This is a genomic window from Gordonia sp. (in: high G+C Gram-positive bacteria), assembly GCF_047600385.1.
In the GTDB taxonomy this organism is placed as follows: domain Bacteria; phylum Actinomycetota; class Actinomycetes; order Mycobacteriales; family Mycobacteriaceae; genus Gordonia.
In genome coordinates this window covers 390986-407576 of sequence record NZ_JASGKZ010000001.1, presented here as the reverse complement: position 1 = coordinate 407576, position 16591 = coordinate 390986, and the positions used below count along the sequence as shown (strand labels likewise).

13 protein-coding genes and 1 CRISPR repeat array are annotated in these 16591 nt (G+C 69.3%); of the genes, 2 read left to right on the top strand and 11 right to left on the bottom strand.

Annotation, left to right across the window (positions count from 1 at the left end):
• Nucleotides 1-31: 31 nt before the first annotated feature.
• The 7 genes from QM809_RS01815 to QM809_RS01785 form a co-directional block, all read right to left on the bottom strand.
• A complete protein-coding gene (locus QM809_RS01815; RefSeq protein ID WP_415044139.1) occupies nucleotides 32-1105 on the bottom strand; it encodes a phosphomevalonate kinase in 1074 nt (357 codons plus the stop codon).
• Entirely contained in the window at nucleotides 1102-2079 is a 978-nt protein-coding gene (gene mvaD / locus QM809_RS01810; protein ID WP_415044138.1) for a diphosphomevalonate decarboxylase, read from the bottom strand. Before mvaD ends, QM809_RS01815 begins: the two co-directional genes overlap by 4 nt.
• The gene (gene mvk / locus QM809_RS01805) at nucleotides 2076-3071 is read right to left on the bottom strand and encodes a mevalonate kinase (RefSeq protein ID WP_415044137.1); all 996 of its coding nucleotides are present in this window, start codon (nucleotides 3069-3071) and stop codon (nucleotides 2076-2078) included. The genes mvaD and mvk overlap by 4 nt, the downstream gene beginning before the upstream one ends.
• A complete protein-coding gene (locus QM809_RS01800; protein ID WP_415044136.1) occupies nucleotides 3068-4249 on the bottom strand; it encodes a hydroxymethylglutaryl-CoA synthase in 1182 nt (393 codons plus the stop codon). The genes mvk and QM809_RS01800 overlap by 4 nt, the downstream gene beginning before the upstream one ends.
• Nucleotides 4246-5310, bottom strand: coding sequence for a hydroxymethylglutaryl-CoA reductase (locus QM809_RS01795; protein WP_415044135.1), 1065 nt, complete (start codon nucleotides 5308-5310; stop codon nucleotides 4246-4248). Before QM809_RS01795 ends, QM809_RS01800 begins: the two co-directional genes overlap by 4 nt.
• A 222-nt stretch (nucleotides 5311-5532) precedes the next feature.
• Entirely contained in the window at nucleotides 5533-6591 is a 1059-nt protein-coding gene (gene fni, locus QM809_RS01790; RefSeq protein WP_415044134.1) for a type 2 isopentenyl-diphosphate Delta-isomerase, read from the bottom strand.
• A 174-nt stretch (nucleotides 6592-6765) separates the two neighbouring features.
• Complete coding sequence (locus QM809_RS01785) at nucleotides 6766-7422, bottom strand: GNAT family N-acetyltransferase (RefSeq protein WP_415044133.1); 657 nt, start codon at nucleotides 7420-7422, stop codon at nucleotides 6766-6768.
• A gap of 367 nt (nucleotides 7423-7789) precedes the next feature.
• Here QM809_RS01785 and QM809_RS01780 point away from each other — a divergent pair, with 367 nt between their 5' ends.
• Complete coding sequence (locus QM809_RS01780) at nucleotides 7790-8257, top strand: SRPBCC family protein (protein WP_415044132.1); 468 nt, start codon at nucleotides 7790-7792, stop codon at nucleotides 8255-8257.
• A 34-nt stretch (nucleotides 8258-8291) separates the two neighbouring features.
• On the opposite strand, the gene QM809_RS01775 is transcribed toward QM809_RS01780, so the two are convergent.
• A complete protein-coding gene (locus QM809_RS01775) occupies nucleotides 8292-8714 on the bottom strand; it encodes a DoxX family protein (RefSeq protein ID WP_415044131.1) in 423 nt (140 codons plus the stop codon).
• A gap of 147 nt (nucleotides 8715-8861) precedes the next feature.
• On the opposite strand from QM809_RS01775, the gene QM809_RS01770 reads away from it, so the two are divergent.
• A complete protein-coding gene (locus QM809_RS01770; RefSeq protein WP_415044130.1) occupies nucleotides 8862-9482 on the top strand; it encodes a hypothetical protein in 621 nt (206 codons plus the stop codon).
• 12 nt (nucleotides 9483-9494) lie between these two features.
• Here the strand turns inward: QM809_RS01770 and QM809_RS01765 are convergent, their stop codons facing one another.
• From QM809_RS01765 to csb2, 3 genes are all read right to left on the bottom strand, one after another.
• On the bottom strand, nucleotides 9495-10430 hold the full coding sequence (locus QM809_RS01765) for a ribonuclease HI (RefSeq protein WP_415044129.1): 936 nt from the start codon (nucleotides 10428-10430) through the stop codon (nucleotides 9495-9497).
• 227 nt (nucleotides 10431-10657) lie between these two features.
• Nucleotides 10658-11478: direct repeats of the CRISPR family, unit length 29 nt; unit sequence GGGACTACCTCCGCGTGCGCGGAGCGAAC.
• Between the two features lie 160 nt (nucleotides 11479-11638).
• Nucleotides 11639-15301 carry a type I-U CRISPR-associated helicase/endonuclease Cas3 gene (gene cas3u, locus QM809_RS01760; RefSeq protein WP_415044128.1) on the bottom strand — a complete coding sequence of 1221 codons (3663 nt, stop codon included), beginning with the start codon at nucleotides 15299-15301 and terminating at the stop codon, nucleotides 11639-11641.
• The gene (gene csb2 / locus QM809_RS01755; RefSeq protein ID WP_415044127.1) at nucleotides 15298-16590 is read right to left on the bottom strand and encodes a type I-U CRISPR-associated protein Csb2; all 1293 of its coding nucleotides are present in this window, start codon (nucleotides 16588-16590) and stop codon (nucleotides 15298-15300) included. Before csb2 ends, cas3u begins: the two co-directional genes overlap by 4 nt.
• Between the last annotated feature and the right edge of the window lies 1 nt (nucleotide 16591).

Below are 16591 nucleotides of genomic sequence, written 5' to 3'. Positions count from 1 at the left end.
GACGATCCGGGGCGCGGCGGGAGACCGCCTGTCAGAGGACGTGCAGATCCAGCGGGGTGACGTCCGCGTCGCGCCAGCGACGGTGCAGGTCGGCGCGCACGGCCGGGTCCACGAGCGCGATGCCGCAGTCGCCGCCGCCGGCACCGGAGGTCTTCGCGACCGCGCCCAGGGACTCGGCGACCGTGCGCAGGCGGGTGAGCGGCGGCGTCTCGATCGGGACCCCGGCGTCGTCGCCGATCTCCCGGAGCAGCCGGCCCGCCTCCGTGACGGCGGTGTCGACGTCGGCGCGGACGTCGCCGCGCAGGGCGTCGACGAGCCGCTGGACACAGGCATCGCTGCGTCGACCGAACTCGGCGAACCGCGCAGGCGACACGGCCGAGCGCAGGGACCGGACGAGTTCGGTCGAACTCGCGGGGCGGCCGGTCCACCCGACCGCCACCTCGCGTCCGCGCGGCGCCGGAAGCGGAGCCGCCGTGAATCCCGGCCACTCGCGGTCGACGGTCTCGGCGATGCCGACGCTCTCGCGCCACCGCGTGAGCTGTTCGCGGTCGGGGGACCGGTACTCCACCCAGCCGGTCGGCCAATGCGGCGAAGCGTCGCTGCGCGAGTTGAGCAACGACGTCGCCACGTCGCCGCCCGAGCCGCGGGGGTCGGCCGCGAACACGGCGAGCAGTGCGAGCTTCAGCTGCGTGTCCCGGCTCAGGCCGTCGGGGTGCAGTGCGGCCAGCGCCTGGACGACCCCCGCCGTCACGGCTCCCGACGAGCCGAGGCCGTACTTGGTTCCCGTCTCCGGGTCGTCGAGTTCGGAGACGATCTCGATGTCGGCGCCGATCGGGCCCCGACCGGTCTCCCGCGCGTACTGGCGGACCGCGTCGGCGGCGGCCGACACGTAGGGCAGCGCCGTCGAAGGGGCGTCGAGGAGCACCGGGGAACCCCCGGTGTGATCGCTGGTCACGGTGATCTCCTCCCGGTCGTTCGCCCGGGCGTGCACGGTGACGAACCGATCGAGGGCGATGAGCACCGCCGCGCCGCCGGGAGCGAGCACCGCGTATTCACCGGCGATGTACAGCTTGCCCGGAGCGGCGACGGAACACCTGCGGGTCATCTCGCTTGGACGCCTTCTCCCGGGCGCGCGATCCGCGTCGACGTAACCCCGGCGACCTCGCTCAGCGCGGCGTCGACGTCGGCGGCGTCGCCGCGGGCGCAGAGCACCTTGACGTTCGGGCCCGCGTCCATCGTCGCGTAGGCCGCGATGCCGTCCGACCGGAGCTGCTGGACCCGGTCGAGGACCGCCACGGAGGCCGGCGCGAGGTACCGGATCGGCGGCCTGGCGCCCAGCATCGTCGCGTGCATGCCGAGTGCGTTGGACTCGGCGATCTCGCCGACCGTGACGAGGTCGCCGTCGGCGAGGGCCTGCCGGATGGCGACGAGATCGAGTGCGGACGAATCCACCCACGGTCGATACAGGGGCGACGTCGCCACGGTGGAGCGCATGGCGGTCCGGCTCGAGACGGTCTTCTCCCGTGCGTCGACCACCGCGACGACCATGGCGGCGTCGAGGGCGGAGTCGACCGGTTCCGCGTAGCTGCTGAGGTCGCCTTCGGCGCCGGTTCCCTCGCCCCGGTACCAGACCGCGAAACCGCCGAAGACGGAGCGGGACGCACTGCCCGAACCTCGGCGCGCGAGCCGGGACAGCGCGCGTCGGTCGAGGTCGAGGCCGTAGGCGTTCGACGCGGCGAGGGCGAGGGCCGCGAAGCCCGAGGCCGAGGAGGCGAGTCCGGCGGCGGTCGGGACGGAGTTCACCGTGTCCACCCGGGCCCGCCGGTCGTCGCCGGCCAGCGTGCGCACCACGTCGAGGAATCCGGAGACCTTGTCGGCGAACGGCCCGGGGGCCGCGGCGCCGTTCAACGTCGTCGCGTCCTCACCGGCGTCGAGGAGCGTCACCGTGGTCTCGGTGGGGAAGACGTCCAGCGTCATCGAGAGGCTGGTGGTGGTGGGCAGGTGCAGCGCCTCGTCCCGTTTGCCCCAGTATTTGATCAGCGCGATGTTCGGGTGCGCGACGGCGGTCGAGTTCGTCATGAGAGCCGGATCTCCTTCGTCCATGCGGCTCCGGCTTCGGCGAGTGCGGAGCGCAGTCGCTGCGCGGCCGCGTCGTCGGCGGCGAGGGCGATGATGCAACCGCCGAGCCCGCCGCCGGACAGCTTCGCCCCCAGGGCGTCCGCGTCGAGAGCCGCGGCCACCAGCCCGTCGATCTCCGGCGAGCTGACGCCGAGTTCGACGAGGATCGCCTGGGCCCGACTCATGCCTCGGCCGAGACCGGGGAGGTCGCCCCGGCCCAGATCGGCGGCGGCCGTCTCCGTGAGCGCTCCGGCGCGGTCGAGCAGCGCCGCGCCCTCGGCGCCGAGGACTTCGAGACGTCGTCCGGCCTCGGCGACCGCCTCGCGCGTGCTGCCCGCGCGACCGGTGTCGGCGACCACGAGGATCCCCGAGGCCGCGTCGGCGCCCACCGGCAGCGGCTCGCATTCCCCCGCGGAGAACCACAGGGGGCCGCCGGGCCACAGCGCGGTCCGCGCGTCGACGCCGCTGGCCCGCCCGTGCGCGAACGACTCGGACCGCTGGACCAGTGCGAAGGCCTCGTCGTCGGTGAGCGTCCGACCGTGCAGATCGGCGGTCGCACGGACCACGGCGCCCGCGAGCGCGGCGCTCGAACCGAGACCGCGCCCCTCCGGGATGGCGCTGTCGACGGTCACCTCGAGCCCGGCGGCCGACACCCCGAGGTGCTCGCACGTGGCGGTCAGGGACAGGTCGGTGATCGTCTGCGAGTCCGAGCGCGGCGCCCCGGCGTCGTCGGCCGCGCCGACCGCCGGATCGCCGGCCGTCGCACCGCTGCGGTGAACGTGCGCGGTCACCGAGAACTCGGGGACGGGCAGCGCGATCGCGGGGCGTCCGTACACCACGGTGTGTTCGCCGATCAGGATCACCTTGCCGTGGGCACGGCCGATGCCGGTGCGGGCCGCCTCGGACGCCGGGGGCGCGTCCTGCGGAAGCGGCCGCTCGCCGACGTCGTTCACGGTTGCTTCTCGATCGCTTCGTAGATGCGCGAATGCCCGTCGATCGCCGCGAGCCGGTACGGGCCGGTGCCGCTCGCCGGAAGTTCGGCCCGGGAACCGTCGGTCGGCAGCGTCGCCTCGCGGAGGCCGCGGTACGTCGCGTAGTCGATGGGTTCCCGGCCGAACACGGCTTCGCGGTCCCGCTCCAGATCCAGGGTGTCCCGGTAACCGGGCACCACCGTCAGCGAGAAGAACTCGGAGACGCACCCGGATCCGTAGCTGAACATCCCGATCGTCTCGCCCGTCAGGTCCTCCTGCTGGTCGAGCACCCCGAAGAGGGCGATGTACAACGCCGCCGAATAGCTGTTGCCGATGATCCTGCCGTACCTGGTGGTCTGTGCCAGATCCGCGTCGAGGCGTTCGCGCGACGCTTCGATCCCGTTGATCTCCAGCAGGCGGGCGTGCGCCTTGTAAGCCATCCGGGAGAACGGCTGGTGGTAGCAGAATCCGTGGAACTCGCCGATGCCGTGCCCGCCGCGCGCGGTGTAGTCCGCCCAGGCGTGTTCGAGCGCCGACAGGTAGGTGTCGATGGAGAGCTTGCCGTCGACGACCGGGGTGGACCGGTAGTTGGGGCGCCAGAAGTCCTGGACGTCGCTCGTGTGGAGCCCGGCGACGGTGTCCAGCACGGCGACCTTCGGGTTCGCGGAGATCAGCATGGCGACGGCGGCGGCGCCCTGGGTGGCCTCACCGCTGCTGTCCAGGTCGTACCAGGCCACGTCGGAGGTGATCACCAGCACCCGTTCCTCGGGGTTGCGGGCGACGATCCCCGCCGCGAACTGGAGCGCCGAGGTGCCCGAGTAACAGGCCTGTTTGAGTTCGACGGCCCGGACGTCGGCCGGCATCCCCAAGAGGCCGTGCACGTAGACGGCGGCGGATTTGGACTGGTCGATCCCGGTCTCGGTCGCGAGCATGATCGTCCGGATGCCGTCCGTCCCGTTCCGGTCCAGGACGGGTCGTGCCGCCGCGGCGGCCATCGTCACGATGTCCTCGTCGGCCGCGACGATGCTCTGCTTCTCCTGGCCCAGGCCGATGTAGTACTTGTCGACGTCGACGTTCCCGTGTTCGGCGAGTTCGGCCAGATCCAGCGAATACCTGCCCGTCGCGACGGCGAGATCGTGGATGCCGATCGGGGTGCTCACGGCTGTGCTCCCTGCTGTTCGGTGGTGCGTTCGAATCGAAGATGGGCAGCCATGAGCTCCCCGGGGTTGGTCTGTGCCGCGAGCAGCGAGAGCTCGCCGCACAGGACCGTCGCCGCGATGATCGCGGCGAGTCGCCGGGAGTTGGCTCCCGGTTCGCGCTCTTCTCTGCAGCCGAGTCGCGTGAGGTTCTCCTCGACGAAGTCCAGGCCCTTGCCGTTGCCGACGGTGCCGACGATGAGGTTGGGGAGGGTGGCGGAGAAGTACAGGTCGCCGTCGCGGTTCTCGACGTGCGTGATGCCCTGGGAGCCCTCGACGATGTTCGCCGCGTCCTGGCCGGTCGCGAGATAGAGCGCGAGCAGCATGTTGGCGTAGTGGGCGTTGGCCGAACGGATCCCGCCCGCCAGGAGGGTGCCGATCAGGTTCTTCCGGACGTTCAGGTCGACCATCTTCTGGGCGGTGGTGTGCAGTCGCTGCTCCACCACCTCGCGGGGGATCAGCAGCTCGGCGACGACGTTCTTGCCGCGCCCCAGGATGCCGTTGACCGCGGTCGCCTTCTTGTCGGTGCAGTAGTTGCCCGAGATCGAGCCGTAGCGGACACCCGGAACGGTCGAGGTGATGTGGGCGGTCAGGGCGTCCGCGGCGAGCGTCGTCATGTTGTGGCCGGAGGCGTCGCCGCTGGTGAACTCGAACCGGACGAAGAGCAGATTGCCCGCGATCTGGTGGTGGATGTCGATGAGCCGCGCGAATCGACTCTGCGCGGTGACGATCTCGTTGAGCTCGTCGAAGCCGGTCTGCAGCAGGCGGACGGCGGCCAGGGCGGCGGCGGCGTCGTCGGCTTCGAGGAGGATCGAGCGCGTCATGCGCTCGTCGAGGAGGGTGGCGGAGATCCCGTTCTCGCACAGGCGGGAGATCTTCGCACCCCGCCCGACCGACGGCCACAGCGGCGACTCGTAGGTGGCCAGCGGCACCTCGACCTCGTCGTTCAGTACGTTGCCGCTGATGCGGATGGGACCGATCCAGCGTGTGGGCACCACTGTCGGTTTGTCGTCACTGTTCACCATGTGATTCTCTCTGCTCGTCGTCGCGGTCCGAAAGGGTCTGACGATCTGTCGTGTCCAGTAGACCCGAGCGCCTGAGACTATCGAACCCGCCACCCTCTGTTATCTTCCCAGCCTTCCAGATCGCCCGGTACACCCCATCGTGAACCACCGGTTCCGGGGTGTGTGCCGAACCTGTGATCCGGCCCGCCCCGGACTCCGGTCGACGCGGGCGCCGGCGGCGGTTCACGGTGCATCGCTGCGCGACGAATACTTCCGCCAGTCGATCCCGCGGGACTCGCAGAACTCGCGGACCCGACCGGTGATCACGAGATCGCTTCTCCGCAGTTCGCAGACGTTCCGGGCGCCGAGAACCGTCATCAGTGCGGTCAGATGCGAGAGCCACGTGCCGACCAGGGAGATCACGGTCTCGGGGCCGTCGTCGACGACGGCGGTGAGGAACGGTCCCGAGGCGCCCGCGGCGACACCGCCGAGCGCCAGTCCGCGCGCGACGTCCAGGGGGTTCCGGATTCCACCGGAGGCGATCAGGGGGAGCCCGCATTCCGCGGCGTCCAGCAGGCTGACCGGAGCCGACTGCCCCCACGACGTCAGATAGGAGTAGTCGCCCTCGGCCCGGCGGGAGTTCTCGATCGCGGCGAAGTTGGTGCCGCCGCGGCCGGCGACGTCGGCCGCGGTGACACCCAGGTCGGCGAGAAGGGCGACGGTCTCGGCGCTCATCCCGAAACCGACCTCCTTGACGATCACCGGGACGTCGACCCCGGCGGCGATCCGCTCGATCTGCGCGGGCCAGGAGCGGAACGCCCGGTCGCCTTCGGGCATCACGATCTCCTGCACCGAGTTGACGTGCACCTGCAGGGCGTTCGCCTGGAGGAGGTCCACCGCGCGGCGCGCGTCGTCCACCGACGCGGTCGCGTTGACGTTCGCGAGGACGAAGCCGTGTGGATTCTCCTCGCGGATCACGGCGAACGACGGTGCGGTCGCCGGATCGGAGAGGTAGGCGCTGAGCGACCCGCTGGCCATCGCCACCCCGGTCTCGCGCGCCGCGATCGCGAGGTCGCGGTTGATCGCTCCCGTCTTCGGCGTCCCGCCGGTCATGGCGTTGATGAAGATCGGCAGGGGCCAGTCGATCTCGCCGATGCTCGTCGCCAGCGAGACGTCGGCGACGTCGATCGCCGCCAGCGCGTGGTGCACGAAGGTGACGTCGTCGAACTCGTTCTCGCCGGGTCGTGCCCGCTGATGTTCCTCGGCGAGCCGGACGTGGTCGTCTTTACGACTGTTGGTCAAAATGCCGTTCCTTCGTGTCTCTCCGAGCTGCCCCGGCCTTGCCTTCAGAGGCTAACCGCGCTCTCTCCCGAGGCGTCGGTCCGGTCGCGGAACGGTCTGCGTGCACGACTGCGCCCGACCATCTCGGGATGATCGGGCGCAGTGGTCGTCTCCGACGGTTCCGGTTCCAGAACTTCAGAAGTTGGGTGCGCGCACCACGAGCGGAACGCCCGGGAAGAGCGCGGCCAGCTCGGAACGGGACTTGCGCAGCGCGGCGGTGCCGTAGCCCTGCTTGCGCTTCTCCGGACGGATCCAGATGCGGACGTCCACCTCGCCCTCGTTCAGTTCGCCGAACACCAGGCCCACCTTGGAGTCGCCCTCGACGGCGACCAGCCAGACCGCGTCCTCGTCGTCGACGCGCTGGACGCCCTGGGCGATCTCGTCGGACAGGGCGCCGGCCTCGTCGCCCGAGCCGTCGGCGGCGAGCCCGACCTCGGCGGTCCGCTCGGACAGCAGGTCGGCGTCGTCGTCCGGGGTGAACGGGCGCAGTCCGAGGGTGTCGCCCGCGGCGGCCGGGCGGTCGGCGGCGGTGAACGTGATCGCGGCGTTGAGGTCGTCGAGCTCGGCCTGGTTCTTCCGGCGCTGATCCTTGGTCAGCTGATGGAACGACATGTTCAGGACGGCTTCGACGCCCAGCGGCGACGTGCCGAGGAGTTCGGCGACCGCCGCGACGGCGGCTTCGCGGTCCTCGGCCTCGACGATCGCGTCGAGGACTTCGTGTCGCCGCTCGAGGGCGGTGAGCAGTGCTTCGGTCATCTCGCGGCGGGCGGTCGCCTTGTCCACATCAGTCATGTTCCCGATGGTAGGCGCGTTGCCGAGGTTACGGATGGGTAGCAACGAGATGTTTACGGCGCCGGACGTCGGGGGTTCTCGACCGGTCGGGAACCGAGCGTTCGGGCGGCGGGGGTGACTCGCGAGTTGACTCGTGAGTAGCTGGGAACGGTCCGGATCCGGCGGTTCGGCGGGGGTGGATCCGGGGTGCGATGCCCTCGCGGCGGTGTGTGTCAGATCACCGTCGACGAACGATCGCAGACGGCGGAGTTCTGTCGACTCGGTCGATGGAACCCCGCCGGATCGCGGGCGTTCGGGCTGTCGTCGGCGGGGTGGATCGGTCCGGGGCGGCGTCGACGGGGATCGAGGTCGTGGCACAGTGGTCGCCATGACCGACACCGCACCGACCGTCTCCGCCGACATCGTCATCTCCGCCGACCCCGCGAAGGTCTACGCGCTGATCACCGATCTGGACGTGATGTCCGGGATCGCCGCCGAGACCACCTCGATGGCCTGGATCCGCGGGCGCGGGGCGGCGCCGGGGGCCAAGTTCAAGGGCCGCAACGCCAACGGCGGCAAGAAGTGGACCACCACCTGCACGGTGACCGCGGCCGAGCCGGGCCGGGCCTTCGAGTTCGAGGTGAAGAGCGCGGTCCTGCCGATCGCGCGTTGGCGCTACGACATCGAGGCGGTCGACGGCGGCTGCCGTGTCACCGAGAGCACGTGGGATCGGCGGCCCGGCTGGTTCGTGCCGATCGGCGGCAAGGCCACCGGGGTCGTCGACCGTGCGGGGGCCAACGCCGACCACATCCGGATGACGCTGGCCGGCCTCAAGGCGCGGGCCGAGGCGGTCTGACGGGGTCCGCGTCCGCGTCGGACCGCGGGCCGGATCAGTGCCTTCCGCGTGCGGCGAGGACGTTGCCGTCGACCGACAGCTTGCCCTGCGAGGCGAATCCGACGGCGACGAGTCCGGCGATCAGCGCGAGGCAGAACTCGTAGCCGCCGTCGCTCGCCCAGAACCCCTGGTCGACGTGGGCGGTCAGGATGGCGCCGATCATGTCGATGATCAGCACGACGGAGACCAGCGGCACCGCGACGCCGACGATCAGCGCGGCACCGCCGACCAGCTCGGCGAGGCCGGCGAACCAGGCGGAGAAGGTGGGCATGGGGACGCCCATGGCCTCGAATCCGGTGGCGACGTTGTCGATGCCGTTGGTGAAGAACTTCTGCCAGCCGTGTGCGATGAAGATGATGCCGAGGATCACTCGGGCGATCGTGGTGGCGACGGATTGACCTTGCTGCAGCCGGTTCATGGCGATTCCTTCACTCGTGGTGGGCGGGGTGACGTCCAGTGTAAACGGACTGTGGTCCGTTACTGATCGACGATAGCAGGATTCACCCGGTGTTCATCTAGGCACATCTCACCTGCCACAGGGGTCTCTGCCGTTACTCTCGTCACCATGCGAAGCACTTCTGTCCCGGCCGGTGCCCTGGCCGCCCTCGCGCTGACCCTGACCGCCTGCGGAGGCGATTCCTCGGAGGCCTCGAACGCGTCGGTCTCCCTGACCGGATCGGATCGTTCGACGGCGTCGGCCGCGCCGGTGTCGTCCTCCGTGGAGCGGTCCGTGGAGTCGTCGGCACCGGGGAGCCGGGCGGCGACCACGGAGGCGAGTCGCAGCGAGCGTCCCGCGCCGGCGGTGCGGGTGACGCCCGGCGCGCTCGTGAGCGGTGAGGGCTTCCTGAAACCGGGCGACTACTCCACCTACCAGTTCACCGCCGGCGGCGGCCGATGGACGTGCGTGGTGACGCAGAAGACGGCCGGGTGCACGGGGCCGCTGGGGCGCGGCGCACAGGCCGGCGCCGACGGCGTCCAGGTGACCGAGGCCGGGAAGGTGAGCTTCACCGGGACCGGCGCGAAGGACTTCGTCGCGAAGGGCGGAGCCAAGGAGCTTCCGGCGGGGCGTTCGCTGCCCAACGGCAAGTTCGTGTGCGCCGCGATCACCGGCGGCGTCCAGTGCGAGACGGCGTCGTCGTCGGCGGGCTTCAAGCTCACCGAGGGCGAGAGCGCGCGCTGGGGGTAGCCGACTCCGCGTTCAGGACGCGGCGGCCAGGGACGAACCCGGGGCGGAGAACGCGGCGGCGAGGTCGGCGGCCCGGCGCCGGTGCTCCCGTTCGGTGAGCGCCTCCGGATGGTCGGCGCGGCGGGTGGCGAGCCTGGCCAGCGAATCGGCGCCCTCGTTGAGCGGCTGTCCGCGGTGCCCGGGCACCCACTCGTAGGCGACCTGCGAGTGCTCGGCGGCGACGTCGTCGTGCAGGGTGTGCAGGGCGGCGGGCAGATGCTTCCACGCGTCGTAGCCGTGCGGGAGAGCGCGTTCGCCGGTTCGCCAACGGTCCAGGAGGGCGAGGGCGTTCCGGGAGTCGCTCAGGATCTTCAGACGGCGGCCCCGGTGGGCGTCGACGGCCGCGGCGACGGCGCGCAACTCGGCCACGACGATGCGGTCGCGGTGTCTGGTGAGCCCGGTGTCGGCGTAGGCGGTCGAACCGTGGTCGCCGTGCTCGGAGAGCCACCCGTAGCCCGAGTGCCGGCGGGTGACCGAGCCGTCGGCGCCGATCGTGAGGACCGGGAGCCGGTGCGCGGCGACACGGATCTCGTGGGTGAGCCGTCGTTGGATCCGATCGAGGTCGGGGGCGTCGCGACCGCGCTCGATCTCGATTCGCACGCCCGGAAAGTGCGCCTCGAGGGCGGTGGCGTGCGGGTGGGTGACCGGCGGGCCGGGGAAGCGGGCGACCACCCGGAGCCCGGTGTCGGTGTCGATCTCGCGACGCACCGCGACGACGACGTCGAGCAGCGCGACCCGGGCGAACCCGGCCTGGATCTCGCCGTGCCACTGCTGCCCGCCGGCCTGCGCCCGATACCGGAAGCGCCCGTGACCGAACCGCATGACCACGAGATGCACGTCGACGACCGGTCGGATCCGCGGGAAGACGATGCCTGCGGCGAGTGGGCGTGCGGTGGGAATCGCGGTCATGATCGTCCCCTTCGATCTCGTCCCGTCCGCCCCGGTCGACGGATGTGTGGTCACCCTAGACCCGGGGTCCGACAATTTCAGGCTGAGCGGCGAGGCCGGGTCTTCGCCCATGCGCTCGGGTGACCTCCGCGTGTGCGGAGCGAACTCGCGCATCGTCAACTCGCGGCCCTGCGCGTTCGGACTACCTCCGCGAACGCGGTGAGGATCCGCACGACCTCGGCCTCAGCCGGACTACCTCCGCGTGCGCGGAGCGAACCCCATCGGCAGCTGCATCGCCTCGGGCATGTCCGGACTACCTCCGCGTGCGCGGAGCGAACGGGATGACCCGCTCACGGCTCAGCGTGCAGCGGGGACTACCTCTGCGTGCGCGGAGCGAACTTCGAGCTGCAGGGACGTCCCGGATCGTGGAAGGGACTACCTCCGCGTGCGCGGAGCGAACTTCTTCTGCACTACCTCGGCGAAGTCGAACGTGGGACTACCTCCGCGTGCGCGGAGCGAACACCGAGCTGGTGGTCCTCGTCGGCCCACATCACGGACTACCTCCGCGTGCGCGGAGCGAACGAAGTACGCGCGGATGCGCGGGGTCCTTACGAGGGACTACCTCCGCGTGCGCGGAGCGAACATCCCCACCAGGTCGAATTCGGCGTCGCTGGTGGGACTACCTCCGCGTGCGCGGAGCGAACCCTGGCCGCCGAACAGGCCAAGACCGGTATCGGGGACTACCTCCGCGTGCGCGGAGCGAACATTCCCGCCCTCATGGATGGACCAAACGCTGCGGGACTACCTCCGCGTGCGCGGAGCGAACTTCATCAAGTTTCCGTCGAGCTACCTCGATTCGGGACTACCTCCGCGTGCGCGGAGCGAACGGGGCGAGCGTCACCGTGGAGAACGCCACCGCGGGACTACCTCCGCGTGCGCGGAGCGAACCGCACTAAACTTCGTCAGATCCGTCAGAGATAGGGACTACCTCCGCGTGCGCGGAGCGAACACGGGGGCGGCACCGTGGCCGGTGACGTCGTCGGACTACCTCCGCGTGCGCGGAGCGAACACTTCATGACCTGCGAGGATGTCTTGCTCAGAAGGGATTCTCCTTCACTTTGTCGTTCTCGGCGCAGTATCGGCGCACCGGTCGATGACCGTGTTGAGGTCGAGTCGAGTATGCGGTCTCGTGTTGAGCACTCCTTTGATCGGTACTGACCCGAGCGGCGTCAGCGAGGTCCGGTGCGCCTTACGAACTCGAGGTCCCAGAACTTCTCGTAGTCGGTCGGTTGAAGAAATGATCCGTGCAGCATCCAACCGCAGTCGATCGATGCCCAGTCCCATCGTCCTCCGCTCTCCTGATCTCCGATGAGTGTCAGTGCCCGCAGCGCTGCGAGCGTGGTGAACCGGCCTGGAAGCGGCAGTGTGAGTGTCCGGTGGGCGACTCCGTAGCCGGCGGTCGGCGGTGTTCCCAGCGCGGCGAACGCGTGAAGGATGAATGGGGTGAGCAGTCCGCGGCTCTGGCGTCTACCGTGATCACCGAGGCCGTCGACGAGCGGCCGGATCGTGGGCGACCGGTCGAGGCCGCCATCGAAGTTCGCTTCGACGAAGCCTTCTGCGGGATCGAGTAACGCGGCCAGTCCGGCGCTCGACGGTTTGGCGAGTGCCGCAGCGGTGACGGAGCCGAACGACGAGTTGTTGGCCGCCACGGGCATGGCCAGTTCGAGTTTGGCGGCAGCGGGGGCGGCGTCGTTGACGACCCCGGTGATCAGCGGAGATCCGGTGTCGGCCTGCTTCAGCAGATCCCGGACGTTCTCCACGCTGCCGAGCTTGTGCGACTTGGCGAACAGGTCCTGACCGAGCCGGGCGCGCGTGAGATCGTCCGCCGTAGTGATGAGATCCGACTCCCAGAGGGCACGAACGAGGTCGTCGAGATCGGCGTCGAGCCGGATGACCGGCAGCGCGGGCCGATCATCACCGGCCGACATCGCACGCCAGCAGGCAGAAGCGGAAACCCCTTGTGACTCGGCGAACCCGAGTAACCCGACGACGGTGAACCAGCCGGCAGTCGGGCTGACGGTCAGCCCGGTCAGCGGTACCTCGTCACCGGACACGGTGTCGAAGGGGAGGACCGAAGGCCGTGTGGAACTGTCCAGAGGAGTGAGTTCTGTCGGCACATGCTCCGTGTCGACGGATTCACTCGGATACTCGGACGCTCGTCGGTCCGCGAGGCGAAGGACGGCTTCGAGGTGAGCCAACCCCCACGGGCCGTACGTCACGTTCAGTTCGTCGAACCGATCGGCATAGTCTGCACCGTAGCGTTGGCACAGCCGTTCGGCGTCCGGCAGATCGACGGTCGCATCGAGAAGATGTTTCAGTGGTGGAGCGAATGGGCGGAACCACCCGTGGTGCGCGGCGATGAGGTGGCAAGTGAGGGGGGATTCGCCGCGCTGGACCGCCAGCAGGTAACTGAGTGCTTCATGGCGCCAGCCCGGAGGAAACCCGAAGGCGTCGGCGAGTGCCCTCCATCTTCCTCGTGGCACCTGATACGAGTATTTCGCGATCGCAGATTCGGGTATGAGCCCGCGATTCGCCAGTCGTTGCCACACGTCGGCCCGCTTGCCTTCGTCATGGCCGTATCCGGCTGCGGTGATCTGCTCGGTGAGGTCGTCCGGCAGCCCGATGGCCGAGGCATCCGCGCCGGCCCACATCGCCACTTGGGAAAGATGCTCGTCGAGTGATTGGACCCGGCCGTGCACTGTGCGATTGTTCGTCGAACTCGTGATTCGTGCGATGAGCGGACCGTCATCGGACTCGACGATGTCGTCGAGTCGAGCCCGCGAGGATCCTTGTGTCTCCGCGTCCGCGAGCGCGGCATTGAAATCGGAACGCAGGTCTTTTCGGGTCTGCGGGTCGAACCCGTCGGGGTCGGCGATCCTGCGCCGGAACTCTTCGGCGAATCCGGTATCGACCCATCGCACGGCGACGAGCGCAGCCAAGGCCTTCTCGGTGATCGGGAAGGACCGCGGCCGAGGATCGTTCGCGGTCGCGAGAGCGGCGATCGCCGACACGTCGGGAACCGGGCGACGGCTTTCCGGGTCCCAACCGTCCTCAGGCGTGTATCCGCCGTCGGACGCATCGATGACGACTTCGCACCCCGGACTCAGATTCGCCAGCCCGCCCCACTCGGAGCCGCCGCTGCGGATGAGGAAGCCGGGCGCCGTCGAACCGGGGCGAACCCGAACGTCTTCCCCTCCGGCACCCGAGTCGGAGAGATCGTCGGTGCGGTCTCGATGTCCGTTGAGCAGGCGCCGCACGTCTCCGATCGGCACACCGACCGACTCTCCGTCGAGCGGGGGACAGTCGGGCACCAGGCCGATGTCCGCACGCCACGCGACTCGCACATCGGATCGGGGCTTGGCGTCGGGGCCGGTGATGAACGCATCGACGGGGAAGTCGGACGGGAGCGTCGGACTGGTCATCGTGAGAAACGGAACGACGGCGGAGGTGAGGGTGGCGTGCCGATCCCGGCGCGGCCAGAACTCCTCGTGATTCGGCCAGCTTCGCTGGGCATGGACGGAGGCGTCGACGATCCCGTCATGCCCGCTCAGGTCTCTCAACGCGGCGACGGTCTCGCGGACCGGTTCTTCTCCGTACACGGCGGCGGTGCCGGCTCGGACGATGTCGGCGCCTTTGGCGCGGCCGAAGACGAGGTAGCCGCTGCCCGCCGACCTCGAATCGCCGAAACGATTGAGTCGTCCCACCCGCTGCCGGAAAGAAGGCATGGGACAGGCTTCGGTGACCAGGTGATCGAACGAGAGGTCCATGCCGACCTCGATGCACTGGGTCGAGACGATGATGGAACCACGGGCATCCAATGCCGTCTCAGCGATCGAGACCCGATCGAGTGGACGCATCCGCGAGGTGATGACGCGGACGGGGAAACCTGCTTTTCGGACCAGACGAGCGACACCGTGTGCCATCGCGATCGTGTTGACGACGACACCGATCGAAGCGTCCGGATCAGCGGTTCTCAGTTCGCGGACATGTGTGGCTATCCGTTTGGCGAAGGCCGTGTCGCTCTTACTCGAGACTTCCGACAGAGTGATGCTTCGTTCGGCGTGGACGCGGACGTTCGCACGGTCGTCGGACACGAATGCGAACTCGCCCCGATCCGGATGGACCAGATCGGCGCCGAGGGCAGGCCGTCGCGTCGCTCCCAACATCGTCACCTGCAGACGCGGAATCCCGAGATCGAGGCTCCGACTCTGCAGGTCGACGATGTCTGACAGCGCGGTGAGCGACGGTTCGCTCAGATGAGGTTCGTCGAACAGCACGAGGCTGTCGACTCCGGCCAACCCCGCGTCGATCGAGCGGTTCTTGGCCCCGACGCCGAACCCGCGGAAGAGGATCCGGGACATGAACTGGTGGGCGCTCATCGAAGTGATCGAGCAGCCGTGCACCCGTTGCGGATCACCGACGCGGAGGGTTCCGTCGTAGCGAGCGAACCCGACGACCGGGCCTGCCTCATACGGGGACAGCGCCAGGGCCAGCGCATCGTGTACTGCCCGGAGGTGCTCGTCGGAGGGTTCATTGATCGCCGCGGCGAGGTCGTGGACGTCGGAGTACGACTGTGCGACGACGGTGTTCCGGTCGATCACATGGTGGATCCGCAGCGGTGCCGTCCGTGATTCGCCGGTGTGTAGTTGCCTGGCCAGTTCGTAGACCGCGACATGGATGCACGAGGTCTTGCCGAGGCCGGTGGGCACGTCGATCGCCCCGGGCCACCGTCCCTCTGTGCGGATTCTGTCGGCGAGAGCCGACTGCCACGCAAACGGTTCGTTGCCGGTGGCGGAGTGGAAGAACTCGGTGAACGACGGGAATCCGATCATCGGGATCCTCCTGTGTGGACGGGGACACAGAGACCGAAGCCGAGGTCGGTGCGAGCACCGATCGACAACGGCCCATCGATTGCCTCCGGTGTGGTGAACCGGACGAACCACTGGCTCAATCCGTCGGTGAGATCGAGATCGGGGAACCGCTGCTGCCATGCGTCGAGTGGTCGGGTGGATGCCTCGACGTCGATCGCTCCGGTCGGCAGCACTGAGGTCAGTGCTCGTTCGAGCATGCGGGGGTGGCCGAATGCGCGGATCGGGGTCGCCGTGATCCAGCGTCGACCGGCAGCCATGTCGGTGTAGCGGTGGAAGAGGGGACTCTCGACCCCCACCTCCTCGGAGGCGAGAGGACCGATGCGGTCCCGAATCAGTGCGGCCGCGGTCAGCCGTGGTTGGAGGGCCCCGGAGACGGCGAAGCCGTAGCACTTCGCCCCGGGGCGGTTGAAGTTCACCAGCGGGATCGCTCGGACACCCTCGGGCAGGGCCCCGACGAGGCGCAGTTGTCGGGGGACATCGCTCAGCCGGATTCCCCGGGTGAACATCACCGGTGTCAGCGGGTCGCGGCTCGTGTCCGGAGGCGCTGTCGGATTCGAGGAGGATCTGCGGTCGTAGCGGAGGCGAGTGAACACGCCGACCTCGGCGGGAAGCGGTCGGCCGGGATCGAGCATGATCGCGTGATGTCGTGCTTCGAACCATGAGACGGATTCCGGGGTCCATCCGCGCTGCCTGCCGAGCGGATCGGGGTGCGGTTCGTAGACGACCTCGCCGGGAAGTGCTTCCGGATCCGATGTGCTCACGGTGACGATCGCGTGGTCCTGCGATCGTCCGAAATAGCCGATCGCATCTGCGGCCCGTTGCAGGAGGGACGCATCCTCGTCGGACATCGCCCCGACGTCGAACCGGATCGTCGGTGCTTCCAACAGCACTCCGTGGACGGGTTTCGCCGTGCGGGAGGACGTCGACATGCCTACGACGGTCAGGTCGAGGAACTTGTCCAGCACACCGGCTGTAGCGCCGGCGGTGCCGGGCGCGGTCTTCTCGGTGTAGGTGCGCGGATGCCGGAGGTGGAGGTGCCCCGGAGCATGAATCACCGGTGCGGCTCGGAATGTCAGGCGCTCGACGGCCCCAAGGACCGACCTCCTCTCGTCATCGGATTCGAGCGTGTGCGCTCCGGCGATCAGGGCACCGAGGAGCCGGAGCGGGCTCGGTGGCCAGTCCGGGTCGTCGTTGCGCCCGAGACCGTGATATTCACGCCGGTGCAGAAAGTCGATGCGGATGTGTGCCACG

Coding starts and splice junctions, on each gene's coding strand:
- QM809_RS01775 (WP_415044131.1), bottom strand. CDS start 8,714: ATGAACCGGCTGCAGCAAGGTCAATCCGTCGCCACCACGATCGCCCGA.
- QM809_RS01785 (WP_415044133.1), bottom strand. CDS start 7,422: ATGACTGATGTGGACAAGGCGACCGCCCGCCGCGAGATGACCGAAGCA.
- QM809_RS01815 (WP_415044139.1), bottom strand. CDS start 1,105: ATGACCCGCAGGTGTTCCGTCGCCGCTCCGGGCAAGCTGTACATCGCC.
- QM809_RS01780 (WP_415044132.1), top strand. CDS start 7,790: ATGACCGACACCGCACCGACCGTCTCCGCCGACATCGTCATCTCCGCC.
- mvaD (WP_415044138.1), bottom strand. CDS start 2,079: ATGACGAACTCGACCGCCGTCGCGCACCCGAACATCGCGCTGATCAAA.
- QM809_RS01765 (WP_415044129.1), bottom strand. CDS start 10,430: ATGACCGCGATTCCCACCGCACGCCCACTCGCCGCAGGCATCGTCTTC.
- cas3u (WP_415044128.1), bottom strand. CDS start 15,301: ATGATCGGATTCCCGTCGTTCACCGAGTTCTTCCACTCCGCCACCGGC.
- QM809_RS01795 (WP_415044135.1), bottom strand. CDS start 5,310: ATGGTGAACAGTGACGACAAACCGACAGTGGTGCCCACACGCTGGATC.
- QM809_RS01770 (WP_415044130.1), top strand. CDS start 8,862: ATGCGAAGCACTTCTGTCCCGGCCGGTGCCCTGGCCGCCCTCGCGCTG.